Genomic DNA, 22639 nt, shown 5'->3' with positions numbered 1-22639 from the left:
TAAAAGGAGATGCGAATCTTTGATTCGCATCTCCTTTGTTTATTTCGTTTCAATCAAGTGTGCTGTGACAACGATCCGGTCACGATATCCTAGCTTCTCATCGTATGGTCCCGCACAAGTAATCAGTTGAATCCGTTTTGCCTGAGTGGCCGCAAAAATCGAAGCGAGCGGAACTTGTTCAAGGCGATATTGTTTTACACTGACGACTTCATATGTTGCGATTTGACCCTTTTTTTGGAGCGTCACCACTTCTCCAATTGGAAGTTGATCAAGGTTCGAAAAGATGGCGGGACCGTTCAAGTCATCGAGATGACCGGATAACACAACATTTCCTGTGGCGCCTGCCTTCGCACCGTATTGATACCAGCCAACTTGATTTACGTCAGCCGGAGTATCCATCCGTCCAGCATCATCCTTCCCGACTGCTTCAATCGATGCATCAACATCGATTGATGGAATCACAAGCCGGGACGGGACGAAACTATTCGAATGAAAGGATTGACGATCGACCTGCTTCGAGGTCAAGACGATTGGTTTAGAGAAGTCAGCCATCGGCATGACGAATGATTGATCAGGTGCATCGGCCTGAGCACTCAATAGGAAAAATGTGATGGTTCCTAAAAAGATGAGCTTAAGCGTCTTGCTTCTGACGACGAAAGACGTAGAATCCTGCCGCTGCAGCTCCAACTACCGCTGCTGCGAGCAACCAGTTCATTGATGCTGTTTGAGCGAGACCACCTTGTCCAGTCTCAGGAGCCATCGCCATTTCTCCGCCATCTGCAGCGAGGAGTACTTCAAACGCTGGTTCTCCTTCAAGGAGTCCGATAGCGAATGCCGTATAGTTCATACCACTTTCGAGTGCGACACCATCAAGAGCTTTGACGACATCAGTCGCTCCCGCTGGACGAACTTCAAGGTCATACGTGCCGGCATCGAGTGTGCCGTAATCACTTACTGCTTTGAACTCGAGGTTTGAGAATAATGGGTCTCCACCTTTAGGTGCTACATCAACTGCCGGAGCATCTGGTGCGAAGTGAGCAACGCGAACTTTTGATTTACCGTCTTCGAAGTTCGCATCGTCTTCCATTGCAGCGATTTCGATGTTTTCAAGTTGTCCTATCGCAGCAGCTGTGTAGAATTTGCCTGCCTCGATTGAAAGGTCTGCTGCAACGACGACTGTTTCAGCGTCACCTGTTGGCTTGATCTCAACGTTGTAATCTCCAGCAGGAAGAGTCAAGTAGTCAGTGAGGTCTTTGAATTCTGCTCCCTCGACCGCGACTTCCCCATCCACATACACGTCAACTGCCGGTGCATCAGGTGAAGCATGTAGCACACGGACCATCGCATTTTCATGTCCATCGGCGCTAACCGGTAAGATGAACGCGAAAGCCAGTGCTAGTGTACCAAGTAAAGACATCAACTTCTTCATGTGAAATATCCTCCTTTTTTCTACGGTAAACTACGACTTGCATACAATAAGTGTGATGCAGTGCTACATGGTGTGCTAAATCTGATTGCTATATAGCCCGGTGACATCTTAAACTTAAGACAATCCGACAGTGACGTAAAGGGGATACTATGTCCTGAATGTGCTCAGATATGTCATGGAATGAAAGCGCAAACGCTACACTATTTTAGATTCCCAATCTCGATAAAGTAAAACCCCTTAGTCTGCGACTAAGAGGTTTGATTTGCCCATTCGATATCATTCACAAAAATGGCATCGACTTGAAGAGCTAGGCAGCGCTTCATTTCACTAGCTGTCTTGATTGTATAAGGTCTTACAGGAATATCATGTTGTTTTAAGCATTCGATTTCTTGATCTGTGATGCGATTGATATGTGGATGGACCGAGTCGGCTCCCACAAATTTAAGATATCCGACAAGGTCATATAAGGGTTGTGCCAATAAAATCGCACACTCGATATCTGGACGCATTTGCTTCAACCGATGAATCGTCTCATGGTTAAATGAAGAGAAAAGGATACGCGACGGGTCGATTCCTGCCATTTCGATTGTATCGATGATGCGGGATTCAATCCCTTCGTAGCGAAGCACATCGGTCTTCACCTCAAGATTTAATCGGATTGATTCATCCCTCACAAGTTCGAGAAGTTCTTGTAGTGTCGGGATGACCTCTTGTTGAGAATATTGAACTCCGGCGTTAAATCTTCTCAGTTCGTTGAGTGTGTATGAAGACACCATACCGCTCCCGTCCGTCGTTCGCTCCAGTGTCTCATCATGAATGAGAACGAGCTCACCATCTTTGGTCAAATGAACATCTGTTTCGATTCCATCTGCCCCCGTATCCAGCGCGAGTCTGAACGCCGACATCGTATTCTCAGGTCTAAGTGCCATCACACCCCGATGCGCGAATCGCCTCATTTGGAAACAGTCTGATACTTGTCCGTCAAATAGCGAACAAGAGGTTGCACCGAGATTTCTTGACCGGTCACTTGTCGAATAAGTTCATTCGGCGTTAGACGTTTTCCATATTGATGGACATTCTCCTGTAGCCATGCTTTTATCGGCTCAATCTCACCATCTTGAATCAGTGTCTCGAATTGAGAAAGGTCAGACTTCAAAGCCTCCGTCAATTGCGCCGCATAAATCAACCCGAGGGCATAGCTCGGGAAGTAACCGAATGAACCACCTGCCCAATGGACGTCTTGAAGGACCCCTTTGGCATTCGACGGCACATCGAGACCAAGATACTCTTTATATTTTTCGTTCCACGCCCCTGGCAGCTCATCGACGGATAATGTTCCTTGAATGAGCGCTTTCTCAAGCTCGTAACGGATGATGATGTGGAGACTGTACGTCAACTCGTCTGCCTCGATTCGAACGAGGGATGGCTTGGCTTCATTCACCCCACGATAGAATGTATCGAAGTCGATATCAGCATATGTTGGATGCAGTTGTTTGAGTTGCGGATAGACACGCCGTAAAAAGGCCTCGCTGCGTCCAATGAAGTTCTCAAAGAAGAGCGACTGCGATTCATGGATTCCCATTGATGCACCCCCTCCTAAACCGAGTTCATCGAGGGCTGGGTCGATTTGCTGTTCATACGTCGCGTGCCCCGCTTCGTGCATCGTACCGAACAACGCATTCCGAAAATCGGCTTCATCATATTTCGTCGTGATTCGGACGTCACGACGGTTGATTGTGATCTCAAATGGATGCACGGTCGCATCGAGACGCCCGCGCGACAAGTCGTAGGCGACAACATTCATCCAGTCGTGACAAATTTTCTCTTGAACGTCTGCCGGCATCGACCAGTCCATGGAGAACGATTCATTCGGGAGTTGCTGAATGAGGGGAACTAGTTCATCTCGGAGCGAGGCGAACAATTCGTCTAAGAGTTCAACCGTCATACCGGGTTCGAAGTCATAAAGCAGTGCATCGTACGGATGCTTCTCATAACCGAAATATTCCGCAAATTTTTGTTGGAATCCGATGATTTTCTTTAAATAAGGAGCGAACATGTACCAGTCGTCTTGGTCTTTTGCTTTCTCCCATGCCGTTTCCGCCTCAGAGACAAGCGTCACGTAAGCTTGATACTCATCATGAGGAATCTTTGCGTTTCGTTCATATTGCGTTTTTGCAACTTCAAGTGAACGCACTTCGATATCAGATAGCCACTCTTCCTCAGTCATCCGTCCCAATAAAGAAGCGAAAGACTCACTCGTTTGTCGTTTGAACGCCTCGGTCGACAAATATCCTATCGTTTCTGCCCGTAACGGTGCCGAATGTTCCGGCATTTGTGTACGCATATCCCAATATAAGAGAGAAATTGCTTCATCAAATGCCCGGAGTTGTTTAAAATGATCACGCCATTCTTTTGTTACTTCCATCTGTCAGTCACCCCTCTGTATTATTCTTTTCTCTTTCTACTTTATTATAGCTATCAACCTTCGCCTACACCAGTTTACAAATCTTCTCGCTTGCTATAGGTGAGTGGTTTTGTAGCAGGTCCTTCTAGAACGGCTCCTTTTGTATCGAACCGCGATCCATGACAAGGACAATCCCATGTCCTTTCCGCATTGTTCCATTTCACTGTACAACCGAGGTGTGTGCAGGTCAGGTTGACAATATGGCAGCGGTTTTCTAAATCTCGGTATACCCCTTTTGTGCGATGACCCACTTGCACAATTCCACCTTCATCTAGCTGAAGATCTTGAACATCTTGTTGTTCGAGCACCCGTTCGACCGTTCCTTTCGTGAATTGTGTGGCGGTGTCGAGGTTTGTCTTTAAAAATGCAGGGAGGTCTGTTGGTTTGACAGTTGTCCGGAGTGGTGACACCAACTCTGAAAAACGGTTTGGACGATTCGTGAGTTGATCAGCTAACAATATTCCGGCAGCAATTCCATTAGTCATCCCCCATTTTAAAAATCCTGTCGCCACGAAGATATCTGGTTCCCGCTTAAACATCTGTCCTACATACGGGAGGGAATCTAATGTGATGAGATCTTGAGAAGACCAACGATACGTCGCCCGATTCGTTCCAAAATGATGTTGGGCATCGCTCTCCAGACGATCATAACGACTTCGGGTGTCCGTCGCCTGTCCCGCTAAATGTCCTTCTCCACCAATTAGTAAATATGTTTTTCCATTATCAACATATGACCGATACGATCGACTGTTGTGATCGACACTTAAATACATCCCTTTCAGCGGATCTGTATCCGTTTCACAAGCAACGATATAGGAGCGCTCTACTGAAAATTTAGACACGTATAGCCCACGTAGGTCATTGAACGGATAATGGGTCGCAATCACGACCTGATTTGCCTGAACCCGTCTTCCTGTAGCAGTCGTGACAATCGGTCGTGGACCTTGACTCACTTCCATCGCCCTCGTCTGTTCATAGATATTTCCGCCGAGTCGGACAAAGCGTTCAGCTAATTCACGTAAGTACTTGACGGGATGAAACTGTGCTTGATTGCGAATTACTAAAGCTTGTTCGATTGTAAATGGAAGTGCATGATTCACTTCCTCTGTCGCTTCTCCCCCATCAATCTTTAGACGGCGGTAAGCATCGAGTTCTTTTACGAGTTCGTCATTTGGTTCCGTCGCATATAAGTACGAATGTTCCAAAGAAAAATCGCAATCGAATCCTTCGTTTACTTGATTCTGTAAATAGACAAGTGCTTCAGCATTGAATTCGTAGTAAAGACGCGCAACCGTTTCACCGAAGTGTTGTATCAATTTTTGATAAATCGACCCGTGTTGAACAGAACATTTGGCCGTCGTATGACCAGTGGTACCATGACCAATCTCTAACGCTTCTAAAAGCGTCACTTGCTTCCCTCGCTTCTGCAACTCATAAGCACAGACAAGTCCGGCAATCCCGGCTCCAATGACTACGACGTCAGCTGATTCTGAAACATTTAACGAGGGATACAAGGGCCCCGTGTCATGCTGTCGCCAAATAGAATTCGTGAACGGATAACGATGCATGGAAAATTCTCCTCTCAAAGTAGTATCTCTACGTCTTTACCCAAATCTTCATTGTTTCCTCATCAATCATTGACCTAGTTCTTTATTTTAATAGCGAAAAAAGAGAGCGTTTTCTATTATGTTTAATGAGTAATGATAAAAGGAGGGACTTTTGTTGACCCGTAAAAGGAGACACCGAAGAAGAACGTACATCATGCGACGAATGATTGCAGCGGTTGTGTTGCTCAGCATCATAGCAATGATCCCGACCTTAGTCGGATTTAAACAAGACAAGGAATCACCAACACCTGCAGAGGCAGCCGCTCCTAAAATGGAACCGATGAAACAAGGTCCGGTCTTTCCGAATATTGAGATGGGCTCATGGGATCCCAGTGAATCAACTATATTATCAAACGATGACATTTCCGTTGGAGCTTTGACCTTCATCAATGTGACGAATCAGGAAATTTTAATCGATAAGAACGCAGACGATCGCGTGTTCCCAGCGAGCACAACCAAACTGATGACGGCACTGCTCGCCTACGAAAAAGCATCCGACGCAGACGAGCTTGATCAATCAGTTATCACCATCCAAGCATCTACACTCGACATTCCATGGGATAGTCACATCGCCCATCTCACAATTGGTGATAAATTGACGGTACGCCAGGCTTTATATGCCACTCTTCTCGAATCGGGTAATGATGCTGCGAATAGTCTAGCGGAATATACGAGTGGGTCTACCGAAGCATTTGTTAAATTAATGAACAACCGTGCGAAAGTTTTAGGATTAGCTGGCACTCACTTTATGAATGCACACGGATACTCAGATCCAAATCATTATACAACGGCGAACGACATGGCTAAAATCGCCTTCGCATTCAGTACATACCCTGAACTTGTTGAAATTGCCGGGACTTATGAATACAAAGCTGAGTTTGACGACATTGACGGAAACGGCAAACGACGTTGGTGGTATCACCTCGGATCCGCTGTTAATGAAAGAAGCATTAACTATTCGAAATACGTGACGGCTACTAAAACAGGTTACACCGACGAATCCGGTTATACGATGGTGTTCATCATGCAACATGAAGAAGAGACGTATATCTTGGTCACAATGCGGGCAAAATCTGGGCAGACATTCCCGACGATGCGACTCGTTGAAGAGACAGCATTTCAATAATGATGAGAAAGAGCATGTAATCTATGCTCTTTTTTTGTTTTTTCTGAAAAGACATCATTTAATATTACATTAATGTTACAACAACAAGTCTGCAGCGTTTCAAATATTCGGAATATTTAAACTTTTTAACGAAAGAAATTTGCTCTTATCCGTTGATATGATAGGCTTTAGAGCCGTTTTTATGAAAAGATGACAGTTTGCAATCATTCCAAACGTTCTATAAGGTAAACCACAAGTTCGCCTTTTCAACTTTTGTATTTGACTGTGTGACGACTTCACACAATCGCGAACGAGTTGGTGAGATAGATTTTTTTTAACTTAATAGGAGGTAATTCAATGCTATGGCAAGAATGGGTATCAATCGCGCTTTATCTCGTGATGATGCTTCTTATCGGATACGTCGCGTATAAGCGAACGACCGATTCATCAGATTATATGTTAGGTGGCCGTAAAATGGGGCCAGGAGTTACAGCCATGTCAGCCGGGGCTTCGGATATGAGTGGTTGGATGTTAATGGGACTACCAGGTGCAATGTATGCAACTGGACTATCAGCAATTTGGTTAGCCGTTGGATTGGTCATCGGAGCTTACTTGAACTACTTGTTAGTTGCTCCACGACTTCGCGTCTTCACAGAGATGGCGAACGATTCGATTACGATTCCAGACTTTTTAGAGAATCGGTTCCGAGATCACTCGAACTGGCTACGGATCCTATCCGCATCCGTCATCATCATCTTCTTCACGTTCTACACGTCAGCCGGACTCGTTTCTGGCGGGAAGTTGTTTGAAAGCTCATTCGGATTAAACTATCAGACAGGTGTCATCGTCACAATCAGTGTCGTCATCTTGTACACCCTTTTCGGTGGGTTCACAGCAGTGAGTTGGACGGATTTCGCCCAAGGCGTTATCATGTTCTTGGCACTCGTACTTGTACCACTTGTCGCTTTAACAGATATTGGTGGAGTAGACACTGCTGTCAACTCTGCATCGACAATTAACGCTGATTTGTTTGATGTCTTCAAAGGTACGACAACACTGGGGATTATCGGTCTCCTCGCCTGGGGACTCGGTTACTTTGGTCAGCCGCACATCATCGTCCGCTTTATGGCCATTCGTGATGTAAAATCTTTGAAAACAGCTCGTCGTATCGGAATGAGCTGGATGACTGTATCAATTATTGGTGCCGTCATGACAGGTTTCGTCGGAATCGCATACTTCCGCGGTCAAGGAAATCCGCTTGGTGACCCAGAAACAGTCTTTATTCAATTCTCTGAAGTCTTGTTCCACCCGTTCATCACTGGATTCTTATTAGCTGCGATTCTTGCAGCGGTCATGTCGACCGTATCGTCACAATTGCTCGTTACGTCGTCTGCTTTGACAGAAGACTTTTATCGTAAGTTCTTCAACAAAGAAGCAAGTGAAAAAACAATGGTACGCGCCGGTCGTATCGGTGTCTTGGTCGTCGGGTTCGTAGCAACACTCATGTCTCTCAACCCATCTAGCACAATCTTGACACTCGTTGGATATGCATGGGCTGGATTCGGCTCAGCTTTCGGACCAGCAATTCTCTTGTCACTATATTGGACGAAGATGACACGTCAAGGTGCCCTCGCTGGTATCCTCGTCGGTGCCATCACAGTTATTCTTTGGATCGTGACTGGACTCTCAACTGTCCTTTACGAAATGGTCCCTGGCTTCTTCTTAAGTATGTTGGCAATCGTACTTGTCAGTAACTTTACAAGCCAGAAAGAACAAAAACGCATCACTCGTGAATTCGGCGAAATGGAAGCTGAATTGGCAGCTGCGAAAAAAGAATAATACCACAAACAAAAACTCGGTTCCTTTAAAGGAACCGAGTTTTTTACATGGAAGCGGCTATTAACCATACACGAATCACGAATGGAACGAGCACTAATACGAGCATCGCGTTACGCATCCATTTGTTCCGATTCCAATAGTACGCCATCAATACGAACGGATGAAGCGCGACCAGTTCGTATTGGTTGAACCAAAACCAAGTAATGATCAATGCGATCAAATAATAGAGCACTGATTTTTCTTTCGTTGATCGATACTCACGCCACATATCATACGCTCCTTTAAAGAACGCAATGAATGTCGCAATCCAAAATAGAATGACAATCACATTATCGAATCCGCTAAACAACTGTGTAACCACCTTTTAGGAAGGATTTTCTACATAAAAACCGCCCCAATATATATGACGGTACGTAAACTCTTTACCACTCTCTACAGTAATTACAATCTCATCTTCCGTCAATACTAGAACGTGAACTGGCACTTCTCCTTGCCGTAACATCGGGCTAAATAGTTGGAACTGCTTGTTCAGCCATTTCCGTTCTGAGAAATTCTGATAGTGATGAAGCGCTAGCATAGGATGGCTCAAGTATACTATGCCAATCAATGCAATGGCGACTGGCGGCGACCCAATCTCCATCAAGAACGAAAAGGCGAGTAAGAGTGACAAGATCGCATATCCGAATTCCACTAACTCCATGAAAGAAGCTCGACTGGCGACGACATATTGAATGACTCGAAACATGAGATACAGGATGATACTGACCATCAAGTACTCCGAAAATGGTGATTGCTGAAACGATACGTTCGAATAGAATAAAACAGGTAATAGTAAAATCCACTTCCACAGATGTAAGGCGAGGTAAAACAATGATTGATCGATGAAACGACGATTGTGAACGAGCCGTTGCATATTCATGTTTCCCACCTCCGCTTAGATGATGTGACCTTACGTTACGATTCCCTATTCTTTTGAATGATAACTAATAATTACAAGTCTAACGAAGTTTTTCTTCCCTCTCGATCAGTGTCGCATTTAAGAGGCCTCCGAGTAAGATCACAGAGGCTGCTAGATAAAACCAAATCAATAAGACGATGAACGCTCCAAGTTGTCCATAAAACTGTTCGTAGTTCGCAAACTGTGAATAGTAACTGAACACATTTGACACAACTAGTATTCCGAGAGTCGCAAATGCTGCTCCAGCCCAACTATTCTTGAAAGTACCAACAACACTTGGCAACCACTTATAGACGAATACGAATACTATGAATAGAAGACTCGTTCCGATGATCCATCTAAAGTAAAACCAAATTTGAGCATAGGTTGTGACAATCTCATCGATGAATAGGATATACGAAGATACCTCGCGTAGCGCCGTCTCAATCACCGGTACGAGCAAAGAAAACGGAAGCACAAACATGAGTGCTAACGTGATGGCAATATCCTGTAAGATTCCTCTCCAAAACGCCTTGTTTCGGACAGCCCGATAGGCATCGTTCAAGGCCCGGACTAATGACTGGACAGCAATCGATGAAATCCAAAGTGCGGGTAAGATACTGAATGATGCCAATTTCAATTTTGAATTATCAAAAATCGCCTCGATGTTCCCTTCTAATAGACGATAACTTGCTTCTGGCATAATGAGCGACAATGCTTGAATCACATCGCCACTTGAAAAAGGTAAAAGCCCAACAATCCCCAACACGAACAACAAGAACGGGAATGTAGAAAGAATGAAGTAATAGGCTAACATAGCAGCTTGATCAAAAAATCGTTCTACAAAAAATCGCTTGACGATTGTCAAGATTACTTGTTTCATAATTATTCTCTACTTTCTTTTTTTAAAATAAATACGGTATCTGAAATAATAATAAATGAATGGAGGAAATGCTCCCTGAATCGGAAGCACTCCCATATATCGTTCAACTGATTTCTTCTTTTTTTGCTTCCCACGCTTCAATATGCTCCTTGCCAGGTAAATCTACATCATCTTTTAAGAATTCTGGGTCTTTGCCATCTTTCTTCTGGAGTATATAATCATCGAGGAGCGTCTTAGCAACTGTACTTAATCGGAAAATCGCGTACATATCGACAAGTGCCATCAACCCCATGAAGGTGTCCGCAATCGACCAGACAAGTCCTGCCGAGCGTACCGAACCAAACATGAACATACCGACAACAGCAATCCGGTAAGTGATGAGATATCGTTTTTTCAGAAATAAATTCAATATTCATCTCTCCATAGTAGTAGTTGGCCAAGATCGAGCTAAAAGCAAAAAGAAGAATCGCAACTGTCATGAGTGTCGTTGCTATCGGACCGATCTCAACGAGGAGCGCCACTTGGGCAAGCTCAATCCCTTGGAATGCTTCAGAGCCTTCGACACCTGAGATGAGGACAATCATCGCCGTCGCCGTACAGATGAATAATGTATCGACAAAAACACTGAGCGATTGAATCAATCCTTGTTTGACAGGAAGGCTAACTTCAGCCGTTGCGGCGGCATTCGGTGCTGAACTCGTTCGAGAACAATCCACGGCGAATCCCTTGAAGGACAGCTGCTCCGACCGCTCCACCGAACAGTTGTTGGAAACTGAAGATACCTTCTGAGAAGATGGCCGAGAATACTTGTGGCACTACATCAAGATTCGTGAAGACGACCCAAATCGCTAGTAGGATATAACCACCCGCCATGATTGGCACAATAATTCCCGACAAAGTCGAGATCGAACGAATTCCGCCGAAAAATGACAATTGCAGTGAGGGCGGCTAAAATCAGCCCGACCCATATCGTATCAATCTCAAATACATTGTTCACAGAGAGCGCAATCGTATTCGCCTGTACTGAGTTGAAAGCAAATCCAAATGCAAAGGTAATCAAAATGGCAAAGACGATCCCTAACCAGCGCTCCCCTAATGCCCGCTCGATGTAATATGCTGGTCCGCCACGCCAAGCTTTGCCATTATGCACTTTATATACTTGGGCGAGAGTACTCTCGACGAATGCCGATGCCGCTCCAATCAATGCGATGAGCCACATCCAAAACACGGCGCCAGGACCTCCTAATGCGATGGCGGTCGACACACCGGCGATGTTCCCCGTACCGACACGTGCTGCCGTCCCGATTGCGAACGCCTGGAAGGAAGATACCTGACCTTTCTCATGCTTGAGTCCTTTCACAAATAGCAGTTTAAACATTTCAGGTAGCATTCGAAATTGAACGAATCCCATCCGAATCGTAAAATAAAGTCCTCCGGCAATCAAGACAAAGATGAGTAGGTACGACTATAAATAGTCATTGATTTGCATAATCAGTTCACGAACATCCAACAAAATCGCCTCCTTTTATCGGGTTATCGAGTTTTTATCCGCTCTGAATCTGACAGAAACAGACGGTTCACTGCACATTTGTGAGTATCTCTTCACACAGTCGATGCGTCTCAAGACTATCCTCGGCAATGACCGACGTATTCGGTTCCCCGTTTACTAACCGAATGAACTCTTCGACCATGTGGATGAATCCGCGACGTTTCAAGCTCGACTCCCACGGGTCGAGTGCCCATCCTCTCACCCCGTCAGGTCCATAATCCAAAATCCGCTCGACGTCACGGCTGACACGCTTCACATTCGGAGACATGACCTCCATCACTTCCTCGGTGCAACCGTTATCACGGTTCATCCAACCGATTGCTTCAACCCCACCTGCAGTGAAGTGAATCACCACTTGTTTCAAAACGTCTCCGTCATAACGCGGAGTGACACGCAACCGTTCGACCGGACGAAGGTCGGTTAAATAGCGGAGTGTATCAACGACGTGAACAAAATCCTCGATGACGAATTCACGAAGCGTCGCCGGTTTATAAGTTCGGTTTTTTTGAATGAACACCATGTTCTTTTGTCCGATCTGTTTCAACGCTTGTGTCGCAGTCGCAAATCGACGATTGAAGCCGGTGACGAGATGAACATCGTTCTCTTTGGCTAACATGACAAGCCGTTCCGTCTCTTCAAGCATGAACGTGATCGGCTTATCAATGAAGACATGTTTCTTTTGAAGAAGACAGTACTCGGCTTGTTCAAAGTGTGCTGATGTCGTCGAATGAATCATGACAGCATCCATCTCTGACATCGTCACCTCCTTAAGGTCAGTGTATCCACCTTGGAAACGATAAGTCGACAGCATAGCGTCGAGCTTCTGTTTATCCCTTGAAACGAGGTATACGTTGACGTCTTTCAATCCGGCATACACTGGCAGATATGCTTTTTGGGCCACATCACCAATTCCGACTACTAAAATATTCAATTTGTTCACTCCTTCAGTCATATGTAGAAAGCCCGAAGCGATTGCCTCGGGCTCACGTAATGGATACAATCTCAAAACTAGTGATCGGCTCACGAATCGCGTCCGAAACAATTTGGTAGGCAGCATTTAGCTCTTCTTGATTATTCAAGTTTGGCGCACGGTTCATTTTCACATCTACCGTCCGGGTGGTCTGTTCTTTCGCATGTAACTGATATTCGACAGTATACGTCTGCATCACATGTCCCCCTTTTTATTATACATATGATATGTATAACCTGTTCATCGAATGTTGAAACAATTGAGTAAGTGAAGGAAATTAGAAAAATGACCGCTCGATGGAACGGTCATTCTCTACATTAGTCAGATTTTTGATTCGTATCACGATCCGGACGTGGACGACGTTTACCGAAGAATTGATAATATTGTGTCTCAATGTTTCCGTTGTACAATTTACGACGCTTCGTCGCCGGGCGACCGTACGCTTTCTCGAAGTCTTCATAGCTCGTCAACATATAAACACTATATCCAGGGTATTTCGCATATTGTGCCCCGATTCGCTCGTACAAGTCGATGATTTCTTCTTCAGATTGGAGTCGCTCACCATATGGTGGGTTGCCGATGATGACCCCGTACTCTTCCTTCGGCTTCAACGCGGCCGCGTCACTATGGACGAACGTGATCGCATCACGAACGTCTGCGAGTTCAGCATTATCTTTCGCGAGTTTCACCATCCGTGGGTCGAGATCGATCCCGTAAATTTTTAGGGGTTTATCCCACTCTGCCTTCTCGTTCGCTTCATTGATTGCCGCATACCAGGCTTTCTTCGGGATACATGCCCAGTCCTGAGCGAAGTATTCACGATTGATACCCGGAGCAATGTTACGTCCGATCATTGCCGCTTCGATCGCAAGCGTCCCTGAACCGGTGAATACATCATAAAACGGCATGTCCGGACGCCAGTTCGTCAATTGAATCATCGCCGCTGCCATCGTCTCTTTGAGTGGAGCTTGCGAATGAAGCTCTCGATAACCACGACGGTGAAGCGGACCGGATGTATCGATTGTGATGGTCGCCACATCTTTTAATAGTGCGACTTCAATCGGGAATTTTGCGCCTGATTTCGGCAACCACTCGCCTTCCTTGTGGTAACCACGTTGCATCGCCTCGACGATTGCCTTCTCCGTGATCTTCTGGCAGTCACGAATCGAGAACAGTTTCGACTTGACAGAACGTCCGTCAACCGTGAACGCCGCATCCCATGGCATGAGTTCCGTCCATGGTAATGCCACGACCCCGTCAAACAATTCGGTGAACGTCGTCGCTTTGAATTCTGCAACGACGAGTTTGACTCGGTCCGCTGTCCGCAACCACATATTGAGGCGTGGGATGTCTTCCATCTCCGCATCGATATAGATTCGTCCATTTTCCACTTCACACGTGTACCCTAAATCTCTCACTTCTTTTGCTACGAGCGCCTCAATCCCCATCGCTGCTGTCGCAATCAGTTTACGTTTTGCCATTACCTATCGCCTTCTTTCTACAAGGTATCATTCATTAATCTGTAAGTTATAAAAAGTTCATGAAAAAAGGAGTTCAAGTATATGTGCTTGAACTCCTTGTCGTTGTAAGTTGAGACTATGTTGTCCTGTAAGCCATGTTCTGTACTCCGGTGCTCATAACGGTCTCCCTGGCACGATGGAGTGACAATCATCTATCTGCGCACAAGTGCGCCCTCCGTCCCGTTCGATTCCGGTTCGGAAGTTCCCCTACCATAGTTTGGGTTTCTCGCTCGTGGGGTTTACCTCGTTCCACTCTGAACGTTTCCGATCAGACTCCGTCACTGTGGCACTTTCAAGAAGCGTACACCGTATCCTAGGACTTAGGTGTTTCTTCTGCCGTCAACTTGCGTTGCCTACACTTATCTTTTCGTGTAGCACGATCACTACAGCCATCACAGGCTGTGCGAGCATGGACTTTCCTCAAGACTTGCGTCCCGCGATTGTCTAGACTTCATAGTCACTTCAACTATTGTAGCGGATATTTCAATGCTTGACAACTGAAATTCGAAACTTGATTTTACGAACAGTCAGCGATAAAATAAGGCGTGTTCATTGAATAAGGAGGGATTTTGATGCATCAGGATGCAAAAAACGGTTGGATTCAACGTCTAACCTATGTAATAGAAATCGATGACATTAAAGTGCTCCACCCGAACAACGGCGTGTTCGCCTTCTACCGGAATAATCGTCTCGTTCGAGGGTTTGAACCGTTCGACATTAAAGCACCGAACGAACTCTCGAAACGATCATATCATTTTGACCATCACAATTTAACACACTTGGAAGAGCGTTTTCCGGACGCGATCCCAGTGTTCGATGAAACGCATGAAACGCGTCGTACATGGAGTGACCGTGTTCGAGTCGGTTTATGTGAGATCATCCGAGATGGTAAACTTAGTTTTGAGCATATCGACGACCAGGGAAATGTCTTAGAAGCGAGTATCCGTTGGTGTGGAGAAGCCATCACCATTGACTAAATAAGATTAGCCGCCTCTCTTCAGGAGTAGGCGGCTTTTAATTTTACAGTGTTTCGACGACGGGCTGCTCCTCCTCAATCTCAGGAGCATCGTAAGTGGTTGTCACAACTTTTTCTCGTACATCGGTCGGTTTCAGGATGACAGTCAAGCCTCGTGTCGTATCCCCTCGTACTGGGAACGTTCCGGCAATATGAAGGGCTTCATATAGTACATTCCCATCTAAATCAAGAACCGTGACCATCCCTTTTCGTGACGTCCGTAACGTAAAGGTCTTTTCATCTGTCGCTTCGACCGAAACAGATGTTTTTAACGTGTTGACATAGTCAATTGTTCGACTCGTGTAGCGCTTATATTTCCCATCTGTCACTTGTCCGACAATCCGATATTGTCCACTCGGTAACCAGTCTCCGCTCGAATACATTGTGAACGTACGATTCGGTGAAAACTTTTTAATTTTTTTACTTCCTTGATAGAGTGTGAAAGATGATTTGAGATTCGAGTGATTCATGACACTCAATTTCACGTCTTTGACGTATCGACTTTTCCAAACAGAAGGTGTAGAAATATGAATCGGACGGCTTGTCGCTTCAAGCAATTTCATCGTATTTAGTTCGGTATGTGTTGTTCCGGACACTCGAGGCATTTTTGCAATCAAAGCTTCGATCTCTCCCGGAGTTAAATAAGGATTGATTGATTTGACAAGAGCTAGGCTAGCAGTGACCATCGGTGCTGCCATGGACGTTCCATCCATATAGACAAAACGATTGTTGACCCCTAAAGACAAGACGTTGACGCCTGGCGCAACGATTTTGACGTTTGCATCCATATTACTAAAGTCGGCGATACGATGCCGGGAATCGATCGCACCGACCGCAATCACTTCTTTCATATTTGCTGGAAAGGTCGATTTGCGTTGCCCATCATTTCCAGAAGATGCGACAATGATCACACCCTTCGCCCTTGCCCGCTTGATTGATGTGGCCAATCGGCTATCAAAATCATCCCCCCCAAGAGACAGGTTGATTAGATTTGCACCTTTCGCGACTGCCGTATCCACAGCTTTAGCGACAGTCCATGAATCAGTGTACTTTGAATTCTTTCCGTAGAACACATTGTAAAAGTGATATCGTACGTTCGGTGCGAGTCCGGCAATACCGAACTGATTATGTTTACCGGCCAAAATACCTGCAGTGTGCGTCCCGTGAATGTCAGCGCTGTAGGGTCCTTTCATTGAGTTGACGACACGAGGAACATTTTTCAAATCCATATGATTCCGGTCGGCAGATGAGTCGATCAGTGCCACGACGATGTCGGAGGCTCCTCTCGTTTTACTCCAGGCCAAATCGGTTCCGATTTGATGAACATAATACTGACTCGATATACGAGGTTCTGAGACGACATAACCATGCTTCTCAAGGATGACAGGTTTGGCTGCACCTACCGTCGTAGGCAGTAAAAGCGCAACTGCTGTCAAAAGGGCAATCTTCTTCATTCCTTCCGCTCCATTCCAAACTGATAAAGTGATTTCATTATCTCAAACTTTGGATTAGATTTCCCTTTTTTTGAATAAAAAGTTGCCGAAAAACTTACCAATAATTTGATTCATCCGGATGTAGCATGTCGAATTCAATAATTCGTCCAATCGTCAAGTACGTATAATATCGCGCCAATTCAACCCGACTCGGGTCAGGACGAAATCCTTCTAAGTCCTCTCCAAGTGGAGAACCATCAATGGTTTCAAACTGCTGACAAAAAAAAGACTCTGTTTCAGCATCCCAGATGATGTAGTCTCCAATGTATCCGCTACCAAAGCGAATATAATCGATGATGGATGGGACGATGACCTCAGCTGGTAAACGTTCACTCATCCGACTAACAAGTTCATATCTAATGCGATCCGCCTGATCGACTTCCTCAAAGGAGGAACACTTCAATACTTCTTTATTGATTTCAATCAACACAACGTAATCCCCTGGCTCGATAGAGAGCTTCATCGTCTCACCTCACTCTTTCAATCCTTCGTCTGATTCTTTACAAGTCACTATTCGAGATAAGTAAGTGGAATCCTTTCCATTCCTCATTTTTTCCCAAATCATAGTTGAATTCGCAACGGCTAATGTGTTTTTGTTATACTAATCATATGAATCTAGAGAGGAAGTGCACCATGGCCAAACGACCGTTGACCCCTCGTGAAAGTGAGTTGGTCGCGACCGCGTTATTCGTTGTTGGAACCGTCTCATATGCCGGACATATCGATCGTCTCGAATCACTCACCTTACGTGACATCGCTGATGACTATTTGACTGGAAAGCTCACTTCTGCAGATGCGATTGAAGCGCTCGACCAGTACATTTATGTACGACGACATCGGTTTAAAAATGTGACCCCTCACAACCTATGGACGTTGGATGACCGGACTGAGCAAGAAGCGCTACGGCATATCTCAAAACGACCAGAATTGAAAAAGGGACAAACATTGAATAAACGAAATCAACCGTTTCAAGTGGGACAAGATATTGAATTCAAGGTAGACAAGCATATCGATCGGGGGCAATTCCGAATCTACATCGGGAAACAGCAGGGCTATACGTGTAAAGCACAGTCAAAAGAGCGAGAGAAGCTGAAATCTATATCCGGTTGGGTCACACATGTCGATCTCAAAGACCGATTGGTGTTCGTCAACGTGACAGACTTCGGTCGTTTAGCAATCGAACCATCTATGAAACAGGAATTCGAATCCATGAGCGCCTCGATGCTCGGTTGGTTCGCTACAGCAACAATTCCTTCTGAAGAAGATACGCTCCTCGCAAAACGGATGATTGCCACACTTCAAAGACGTGATCAGCCGTATTGGTTCACACTTACGACCGCATTGAATCATCCCCGCCCAGAACATGTGAAACGTTGGGGAACTGTCGTCAATCTACTCGTCAAGGCGAGTAATGGTGACCAAAAAGCAATCCAAACATTAGAGACACAAGAAGACAAATACTTCAAAGATGCATTCATCCGGGCGCTTCGTTCCTTGCATCAAGAAATGACGAAACAGTTGAGCTGATCCGACTCGAAGTGACCCCAAAAAGGTCACCCCGTTTCCTGTAGTAACTTTTTGAAAGGAACGATTGACATGCGTATACTCATCGTCGAAGACGATCCCGCTATTTTACGACTTGTGAAGGAGACGTTTGAAAATGCAGGGCACGAGGTTTTAATCGCAACAAATGGCACAATAGGTGAGCATCTATTCACGACCCGTCCGATTGATGCAGCAATTCTAGACGTCATGCTTCCTGGATTGGACGGTCGAGAGCTTTGTCAGCGCTTAAAGGGGACACTCGATATTCCAGTTATCCTATTGACGGCTCTCGATGAATGGGAAGATAAACGCCAAGGTTTCGAGCATGGGGCAGATGATTATGTGACAAAACCGTTCATCCCCGAGGAATTACTATTCCGCTTACAGGCCGTTTCGCGGAGATATCAACGTTCGTCCGCGTCAAAGATTCAAACAGGACCACTGCATTTGGATATAAGAGAATATGAGGTGAAACTTGACGACCAATTGTTTTACCTTCCTAAAAAAGAATTCGAACTATTATTTCAACTAGCCTCCTTCCCTGGGAGGGTATATCGTCGCGAGGAGTTGATTGACCTTGTTTGGGGATTCGATTTCGAGGGGGATAAGAGGACCGTTGATGTTCATATTAAACGACTTCGTCACCGATTCAACCATCCTGAACTGTTTATTCGTACGATTCGAGGCGTTGGATATTCACTCGAGGTGAACGCATGAAGACACTCTATACACGAATCATCCTCACCATGTTTTTGATTTTACTCCTATCAGGAGCCGTTTCACTATTATTTAGTAACGTAGCCTATTATAGATGGTGGCAACCCTCCTATAGCGAGAAGACTGAAGCGGTTGCTAATGGAGCGTCAATCTATTTTGAACAACACACTGATGAGGATGCTGATGCATTTTATATGTTTTTAGCAGCGGCAGGTTATCAATTGGTCGTCATTGATTCGACAGATGGACTCCGGCGCTATGGTGGTGCGTTTCGTGACGAAACTATTTCTGACAATGTAATCGAAGCAGTACGAGAAGGTACTCCTTATCAAGGAATGCGAGACTTTCCGTTTCACCTCTTCTTGTTAGGTTTATTTGATAACGAATTGACTAACACGTATGGATTTGCACTCGATAACGGAGACATTATCTTTATCCGCCCGGACTTAAGTGCCCAAATCCGGGAGTTACATCTTTTCGTCGGAATGTTTTTCGCCCTCGTCACGCTCCTAGCGTTCGGCTTGATTGCTATTTCGACACGCTCACTCGTTCGTCCGTTAAAGACACTCACAAAAGCGACCACTTCTGTCGCTATGCGTAAAGAGCCTGAAGATCTACCTATAGAACGACAAGATGAGATTGGGACGCTAGCACGACAGTTTCAAGACATGTCCAACACAATCAATCAGACCGAAGCGAGACAACGGCGTTTTGTATCGAACGTTTCTCATGAGTTCCAGTCCCCACTGACATCCCTTGTCGGCTATGCTGAAAAATTAGTTGACGGAACGGACGGTGTATCAAACGAATATGCGCGTGTCATCGAACAGGAGACGAGACGCCTATCCCAATTGACGAAACAGCTCCTTCTTTTGTCACGTCTGGATGAAAATCCACCAATCCTTGAGACGAAAGTCAATGTGCTCCAATCGGTATCTGAAGTCATTCAAATAAACGCCTTCTTGCTCGATCAAAAAGGGATTGCTGTCATCATAGATATTCCGAATGATGTCGAATTGACGAGCGACCCGGTCCTTCTCGCTCAAATATGGAATAACGTATTGGTGAACGCCATACATGCTTCTCACGAAGGGGGTACGATTCAAATCATATGTACTTTAGAACCACATGTCACTATATCCTTCACTGATGAAGGGATTGGCATGAACGAGGAAACGAAACAACATCTCTTCGACCGTTTTTATCGTGGCGACACGGCTCGGACAAGCAGAGGAACCGGTCTCGGTCTCGCCATCACCTCAGATATCCTTGACTTACATGGCGGTCAGATCACACTTGAATCGAGTGAAGGAATTGGCACCACGATTCATCTACATTTCTGATTCTGTTCATATTCTGTTCATATTACTGAAGTACACTTCCTTCATCAGCACTTGAAGGAGGTTTTTTTATGCAGTTAGGTTGGAAAGAGATGTGGAGACAAAAAAGAAAATTCTCGATGCTATTTGTGATCACATTATTGATTGTCATGTTGACGACACTCATTACAGGGCTAGCAGACGGTCTCGCATATGATAACGGTTCTGCCTTGCACGAATTGAATGCTTCAACGTACCAGCTTGATCCGGACTCAGAAGGTCAATTGACACGATCGTTTATAGACGTCACAGCGGATACTTCAAACGAAACGATGAGCGTCCGACAGCTCACGGTCACGATTGATGGAAAAAAAGAAGAGGTCACGCTGTTCGCCCTTCCGAGTGGAAGTAATATTGGCCCAGGTACTTATCTAGAAACAGGTGAAGTCTTGTTTGACCCAAGTCTTTCTGAACAGCTTGGAACAGGTGACACGTTGAACGACTTTGCGTCCGAATATCGTTTTACGATCGCCGGTGAGGCCCCTGGGCGCTACAGTCATGGACCGGTGATTTACACGACGAACGAGACGTGGTTCGATTATTTGGATTACTCCGAACAACGTCCATATGTATCGGCTGAGATTGGAACGGAATCCACGATGTCCAATCCGCTCGTCATGAGTCAACAAGATTTGATTGAGTCGGTTCCTGGATATAGTGCCGAGCAAAGCACATTCACGATGATGCGTGCTTTTCTGCTCGTGATCGGAACGTTTATTTTGACCGCATTCTTTTATTTGTTCACGCTTCAAAAGTTACCTGAACTCGGAATTCTGAAGGCAATCGGTCTCTCTCCTCGAATCATCGGACGGGCACTGCTCTTTCAGGTCATCGTCATCGTATCTGCCGCAGTGGCCACATCGATCGGGTTCATGTACGTCGTCGATGCGTTGATTCCATCATCGTTACCATTTCTCGTCGACTTCGGTCATGTCGCGCTATTCGGGTCCATGTTCATTTTCTTATCTGTTCTTGGCGCGTTGTTACCGTTATGGAAACTACGTCAAGTCGACGCAATTGAAATCATAGGAGGAAAAGCATCATGAGGTTAAGCCATGTATCACATCAGTTTGACGGTCAGCTCGTATTGAATGACATCGAGTTACATGTATCGCCAGGGGAATGCGTTGCCATCGTCGGTCCGAGTGGTAGCGGGAAGAGTACATTGTTATACATCCTCGGTCTATTGCGAAAACCAGATCAAGGAACATTTTTGATGAACGAACGCGACGTATTCGAATTAGATGAGGAACAACGTCGTCAGTTACGCCTACATGAAGTCGGTTTCGTGTTTCAGCAGGCCCACCTGATACCCTACTTGACGGTGCTCGAGCAACTTGAGCTGATTCAGGAGAAGAGACAGATAGATGCGAAACAATTATTGACCGACCTCGGCTTAGGACACCGCCTGCATCATCTCCCGTCGACATTGTCGGGAGGTGAAAAGCAACGTGTCGCCGTCGCACGTGCCTTGATTAACTCCCCGCAACTCATTTTAGCAGATGAACCGACGGCGAGTCTTGATTATGAGAATGGACGCCGTGTTATGGAGTTATTGGCCAAACAAGCGCATGAAGAAGGGAGACGTGTCGTCGTCATCACACATGATGAACGCATGCTCGATGTGTGTGATCGCGTCCTTCGCGTGATTGATGGTACCTTGACCGAGCTCAACAAGGAAGAAGGGCATCACGACCAATTTGATGCAATTGATGAGTGAGCCATCCTCCAAGGCGAATGGCAACAAAGATTGATCCGTTCTCCGAAATGGTCGCCTCTTCGATGTTCATCAATCGTTCGATGATATGATTCGATTCGAGTCGAATCCCCGAAAGACAGGAGAGTGCGCGAACGATTTCCTCTGGTCGACATTCGACTAGACGCGCAATCTCTTGTACCTCGGTGAGGAGGCTTGTTTGGTTATATAGAAAATAACGGTCGAGAATAACATCAAATACGAGTCCGATGATTCGTTCATCTCCTTCAATCGCCCACGAGAACGTTACTCCCCGTTCAAGCATCCCCTCTCTATCGCTCAACACCATTTGTATCATTCGATAGATCTCTGACCTCTCCATATAGATGTCCCCACCCTCCTGCTGTTGTCACTCCATCTTATCGTTCAAGATCATGTCTTTCCATGTGCCTTGATTCCTGTTATTCACACGATTATGTTCTGTATGCCCT

At 45.5% G+C, this 22639-nt stretch carries 22 protein-coding genes, 1 other RNA gene and 1 pseudogene; 8 read left to right on the top strand and 16 right to left on the bottom strand.

Going from position 1 to position 22639, the window contains the following annotated elements:
- Nucleotides 1-39: 39 nt before the first annotated feature.
- From KNO76_RS06775 to KNO76_RS06755, 5 genes are all read right to left on the bottom strand, one after another.
- On the bottom strand, nt 40-687 hold the full coding sequence (locus KNO76_RS06775) for a class F sortase (RefSeq protein WP_251127929.1): 648 nt from the start codon (nt 685-687) through the stop codon (nt 40-42).
- The gene (locus tag KNO76_RS06770; RefSeq protein WP_214883946.1) at nt 632-1429 is read right to left on the bottom strand and encodes a DUF4397 domain-containing protein; all 798 of its coding nucleotides are present in this window, start codon (nt 1427-1429) and stop codon (nt 632-634) included. The genes KNO76_RS06775 and KNO76_RS06770 overlap by 56 nt, the downstream gene beginning before the upstream one ends.
- Before the next feature lie 248 nt (nt 1430-1677).
- Nucleotides 1678-2358, bottom strand: coding sequence for a glycerophosphodiester phosphodiesterase (locus KNO76_RS06765; protein WP_251127930.1), 681 nt, complete (start codon nt 2356-2358; stop codon nt 1678-1680).
- Nucleotides 2359-2381: 23 nt separating this feature from the next.
- The gene (locus KNO76_RS06760; protein ID WP_214883940.1) at nt 2382-3854 is read right to left on the bottom strand and encodes a carboxypeptidase M32; all 1473 of its coding nucleotides are present in this window, start codon (nt 3852-3854) and stop codon (nt 2382-2384) included.
- Between the two features lie 74 nt (nt 3855-3928).
- Nucleotides 3929-5461 carry an FAD-dependent oxidoreductase gene (locus tag KNO76_RS06755; RefSeq protein ID WP_214883937.1) on the bottom strand — a complete coding sequence of 511 codons (1533 nt, stop codon included), beginning with the start codon at nt 5459-5461 and terminating at the stop codon, nt 3929-3931.
- Nucleotides 5462-5654: 193 nt separating this feature from the next.
- Here KNO76_RS06755 and KNO76_RS06750 point away from each other — a divergent pair, with 193 nt between their 5' ends.
- Nucleotides 5655-6626 (top strand): D-alanyl-D-alanine carboxypeptidase family protein, encoded by a 972-nt coding sequence (locus KNO76_RS06750; protein WP_251127931.1) that lies wholly within the window; start codon nt 5655-5657, stop codon nt 6624-6626.
- 336 nt (nt 6627-6962) lie between these two features.
- Complete coding sequence (putP, locus tag KNO76_RS06745; RefSeq protein WP_214883932.1) at nt 6963-8444, top strand: sodium/proline symporter PutP; 1482 nt, start codon at nt 6963-6965, stop codon at nt 8442-8444.
- A 43-nt stretch (nt 8445-8487) separates the two neighbouring features.
- Here putP and KNO76_RS06740 read toward each other — a convergent pair whose 3' ends face one another.
- The 8 genes and pseudogenes from KNO76_RS06740 to rnpB all read right to left on the bottom strand — a co-directional run bounded on the left by KNO76_RS06740 (nt 8488) and on the right by rnpB (nt 14755).
- Nucleotides 8488-8793 carry a hypothetical protein gene (locus KNO76_RS06740; protein WP_214883929.1) on the bottom strand — a complete coding sequence of 102 codons (306 nt, stop codon included), beginning with the start codon at nt 8791-8793 and terminating at the stop codon, nt 8488-8490.
- 15 nt (nt 8794-8808) lie between these two features.
- Nucleotides 8809-9363, bottom strand: coding sequence for a hypothetical protein (locus KNO76_RS06735; RefSeq protein ID WP_214883926.1), 555 nt, complete (start codon nt 9361-9363; stop codon nt 8809-8811).
- Between the two features lie 79 nt (nt 9364-9442).
- Complete coding sequence (locus tag KNO76_RS06730) at nt 9443-10264, bottom strand: YihY/virulence factor BrkB family protein (protein ID WP_214698655.1); 822 nt, start codon at nt 10262-10264, stop codon at nt 9443-9445.
- Nucleotides 10265-10367: 103 nt separating this feature from the next.
- Nucleotides 10368-11717, bottom strand: a pseudogene (locus tag KNO76_RS06725) (alanine/glycine:cation symporter family protein).
- Nucleotides 11718-11841: 124 nt separating this feature from the next.
- The gene (locus KNO76_RS06720) at nt 11842-12753 is read right to left on the bottom strand and encodes a Gfo/Idh/MocA family protein (RefSeq protein WP_353047879.1); all 912 of its coding nucleotides are present in this window, start codon (nt 12751-12753) and stop codon (nt 11842-11844) included.
- 43 nt (nt 12754-12796) lie between these two features.
- Complete coding sequence (locus KNO76_RS06715; protein ID WP_034771048.1) at nt 12797-12979, bottom strand: hypothetical protein; 183 nt, start codon at nt 12977-12979, stop codon at nt 12797-12799.
- A 121-nt stretch (nt 12980-13100) separates the two neighbouring features.
- Nucleotides 13101-14264, bottom strand: a complete 1164-nt coding sequence (locus KNO76_RS06710) for a THUMP domain-containing class I SAM-dependent RNA methyltransferase (protein ID WP_214698658.1) — start codon at nt 14262-14264, stop codon at nt 13101-13103.
- Between the two features lie 123 nt (nt 14265-14387).
- Nucleotides 14388-14755, bottom strand: an RNA gene (gene rnpB, locus KNO76_RS06705) — RNase P RNA component class B.
- Between the two features lie 120 nt (nt 14756-14875).
- On the opposite strand from rnpB, the gene KNO76_RS06700 reads away from it, so the two are divergent.
- Nucleotides 14876-15280, top strand: coding sequence for a hypothetical protein (locus KNO76_RS06700; RefSeq protein WP_214698660.1), 405 nt, complete (start codon nt 14876-14878; stop codon nt 15278-15280).
- A gap of 43 nt (nt 15281-15323) precedes the next feature.
- Here the strand turns inward: KNO76_RS06700 and KNO76_RS06695 are convergent, their stop codons facing one another.
- Both KNO76_RS06695 and KNO76_RS06690 read right to left on the bottom strand, forming a co-directional pair.
- The gene (locus KNO76_RS06695; RefSeq protein WP_214883919.1) at nt 15324-16772 is read right to left on the bottom strand and encodes a S8 family peptidase; all 1449 of its coding nucleotides are present in this window, start codon (nt 16770-16772) and stop codon (nt 15324-15326) included.
- Between the two features lie 94 nt (nt 16773-16866).
- On the bottom strand, nt 16867-17274 hold the full coding sequence (locus KNO76_RS06690; protein WP_214883916.1) for a type III PLP-dependent enzyme domain-containing protein: 408 nt from the start codon (nt 17272-17274) through the stop codon (nt 16867-16869).
- A gap of 170 nt (nt 17275-17444) precedes the next feature.
- Here KNO76_RS06690 and KNO76_RS06685 point away from each other — a divergent pair, with 170 nt between their 5' ends.
- The 5 genes from KNO76_RS06685 (at nt 17445) to KNO76_RS06665 (ending at nt 22172) form a co-directional block, all read left to right on the top strand.
- Nucleotides 17445-18338, top strand: a complete 894-nt coding sequence (locus KNO76_RS06685) for a hypothetical protein (RefSeq protein WP_214883914.1) — start codon at nt 17445-17447, stop codon at nt 18336-18338.
- 69 nt (nt 18339-18407) lie between these two features.
- The gene (locus KNO76_RS06680; protein ID WP_214883911.1) at nt 18408-19073 is read left to right on the top strand and encodes a response regulator transcription factor; all 666 of its coding nucleotides are present in this window, start codon (nt 18408-18410) and stop codon (nt 19071-19073) included.
- Nucleotides 19070-20416 (top strand): sensor histidine kinase, encoded by a 1347-nt coding sequence (locus KNO76_RS06675; protein WP_214883896.1) that lies wholly within the window; start codon nt 19070-19072, stop codon nt 20414-20416. Before KNO76_RS06680 ends, KNO76_RS06675 begins: the two co-directional genes overlap by 4 nt.
- Before the next feature lie 68 nt (nt 20417-20484).
- On the top strand, nt 20485-21498 hold the full coding sequence (locus KNO76_RS06670) for an ABC transporter permease (protein WP_214883894.1): 1014 nt from the start codon (nt 20485-20487) through the stop codon (nt 21496-21498).
- Nucleotides 21495-22172: an ABC transporter ATP-binding protein gene (locus KNO76_RS06665; RefSeq protein WP_214883891.1), complete on the top strand. Its 678-nt coding sequence runs from the start codon at nt 21495-21497 to the stop codon at nt 22170-22172. The genes KNO76_RS06670 and KNO76_RS06665 overlap by 4 nt, the downstream gene beginning before the upstream one ends.
- Here the strand turns inward: KNO76_RS06665 and KNO76_RS06660 are convergent.
- The gene (locus tag KNO76_RS06660; RefSeq protein ID WP_214883888.1) at nt 22123-22530 is read right to left on the bottom strand and encodes a hypothetical protein; all 408 of its coding nucleotides are present in this window, start codon (nt 22528-22530) and stop codon (nt 22123-22125) included. The two genes, KNO76_RS06665 and KNO76_RS06660, sit on opposite strands and share 50 nt — an antisense overlap.
- Between the last annotated feature and the right edge of the window lie 109 nt (nt 22531-22639).

It is taken from the genome of Exiguobacterium sp. s101, assembly GCF_018617835.1.
Taxonomy (GTDB): Bacteria; Bacillota; Bacilli; order Exiguobacteriales; family Exiguobacteriaceae; genus Exiguobacterium; species Exiguobacterium marinum.
The sequence above is the reverse complement of the archived record's forward strand: the minus strand, read 5'-3'. Positions and strand labels throughout refer to the sequence as shown.

Excerpts from the sequence above, each read along its gene's own strand:
- KNO76_RS06695 (WP_214883919.1), bottom strand. The coding sequence starts at position 16,772 with ATGAAGAAGATTGCCCTTTTGACAGCAGTTGCGCTTTTACTGCCTACG.
- KNO76_RS06730 (WP_214698655.1), bottom strand. The coding sequence starts at position 10,264 with ATGAAACAAGTAATCTTGACAATCGTCAAGCGATTTTTTGTAGAACGA.
- KNO76_RS06710 (WP_214698658.1), bottom strand. The coding sequence starts at position 14,264 with ATGGCAAAACGTAAACTGATTGCGACAGCAGCGATGGGGATTGAGGCG.
- KNO76_RS06685 (WP_214883914.1), top strand. The coding sequence starts at position 17,445 with ATGGCCAAACGACCGTTGACCCCTCGTGAAAGTGAGTTGGTCGCGACC.
- KNO76_RS06680 (WP_214883911.1), top strand. The coding sequence starts at position 18,408 with ATGCGTATACTCATCGTCGAAGACGATCCCGCTATTTTACGACTTGTG.
- KNO76_RS06765 (WP_251127930.1), bottom strand. The coding sequence starts at position 2,358 with ATGGCACTTAGACCTGAGAATACGATGTCGGCGTTCAGACTCGCGCTG.
- KNO76_RS06700 (WP_214698660.1), top strand. The coding sequence starts at position 14,876 with ATGCATCAGGATGCAAAAAACGGTTGGATTCAACGTCTAACCTATGTA.
- putP (WP_214883932.1), top strand. The coding sequence starts at position 6,963 with ATGCTATGGCAAGAATGGGTATCAATCGCGCTTTATCTCGTGATGATG.
- KNO76_RS06690 (WP_214883916.1), bottom strand. The coding sequence starts at position 17,274 with ATGAAGCTCTCTATCGAGCCAGGGGATTACGTTGTGTTGATTGAAATC.
- KNO76_RS06665 (WP_214883891.1), top strand. The coding sequence starts at position 21,495 with ATGAGGTTAAGCCATGTATCACATCAGTTTGACGGTCAGCTCGTATTG.
- KNO76_RS06675 (WP_214883896.1), top strand. The coding sequence starts at position 19,070 with ATGAAGACACTCTATACACGAATCATCCTCACCATGTTTTTGATTTTA.
- KNO76_RS06770 (WP_214883946.1), bottom strand. The coding sequence starts at position 1,429 with ATGAAGAAGTTGATGTCTTTACTTGGTACACTAGCACTGGCTTTCGCG.
- KNO76_RS06760 (WP_214883940.1), bottom strand. The coding sequence starts at position 3,854 with ATGGAAGTAACAAAAGAATGGCGTGATCATTTTAAACAACTCCGGGCA.
- KNO76_RS06670 (WP_214883894.1), top strand. The coding sequence starts at position 20,485 with ATGCAGTTAGGTTGGAAAGAGATGTGGAGACAAAAAAGAAAATTCTCG.
- KNO76_RS06715 (WP_034771048.1), bottom strand. The coding sequence starts at position 12,979 with ATGCAGACGTATACTGTCGAATATCAGTTACATGCGAAAGAACAGACC.
- KNO76_RS06755 (WP_214883937.1), bottom strand. The coding sequence starts at position 5,461 with ATGCATCGTTATCCGTTCACGAATTCTATTTGGCGACAGCATGACACG.
- KNO76_RS06735 (WP_214883926.1), bottom strand. The coding sequence starts at position 9,363 with ATGAATATGCAACGGCTCGTTCACAATCGTCGTTTCATCGATCAATCA.
- KNO76_RS06660 (WP_214883888.1), bottom strand. The coding sequence starts at position 22,530 with ATGGAGAGGTCAGAGATCTATCGAATGATACAAATGGTGTTGAGCGAT.
- KNO76_RS06750 (WP_251127931.1), top strand. The coding sequence starts at position 5,655 with ATGCGACGAATGATTGCAGCGGTTGTGTTGCTCAGCATCATAGCAATG.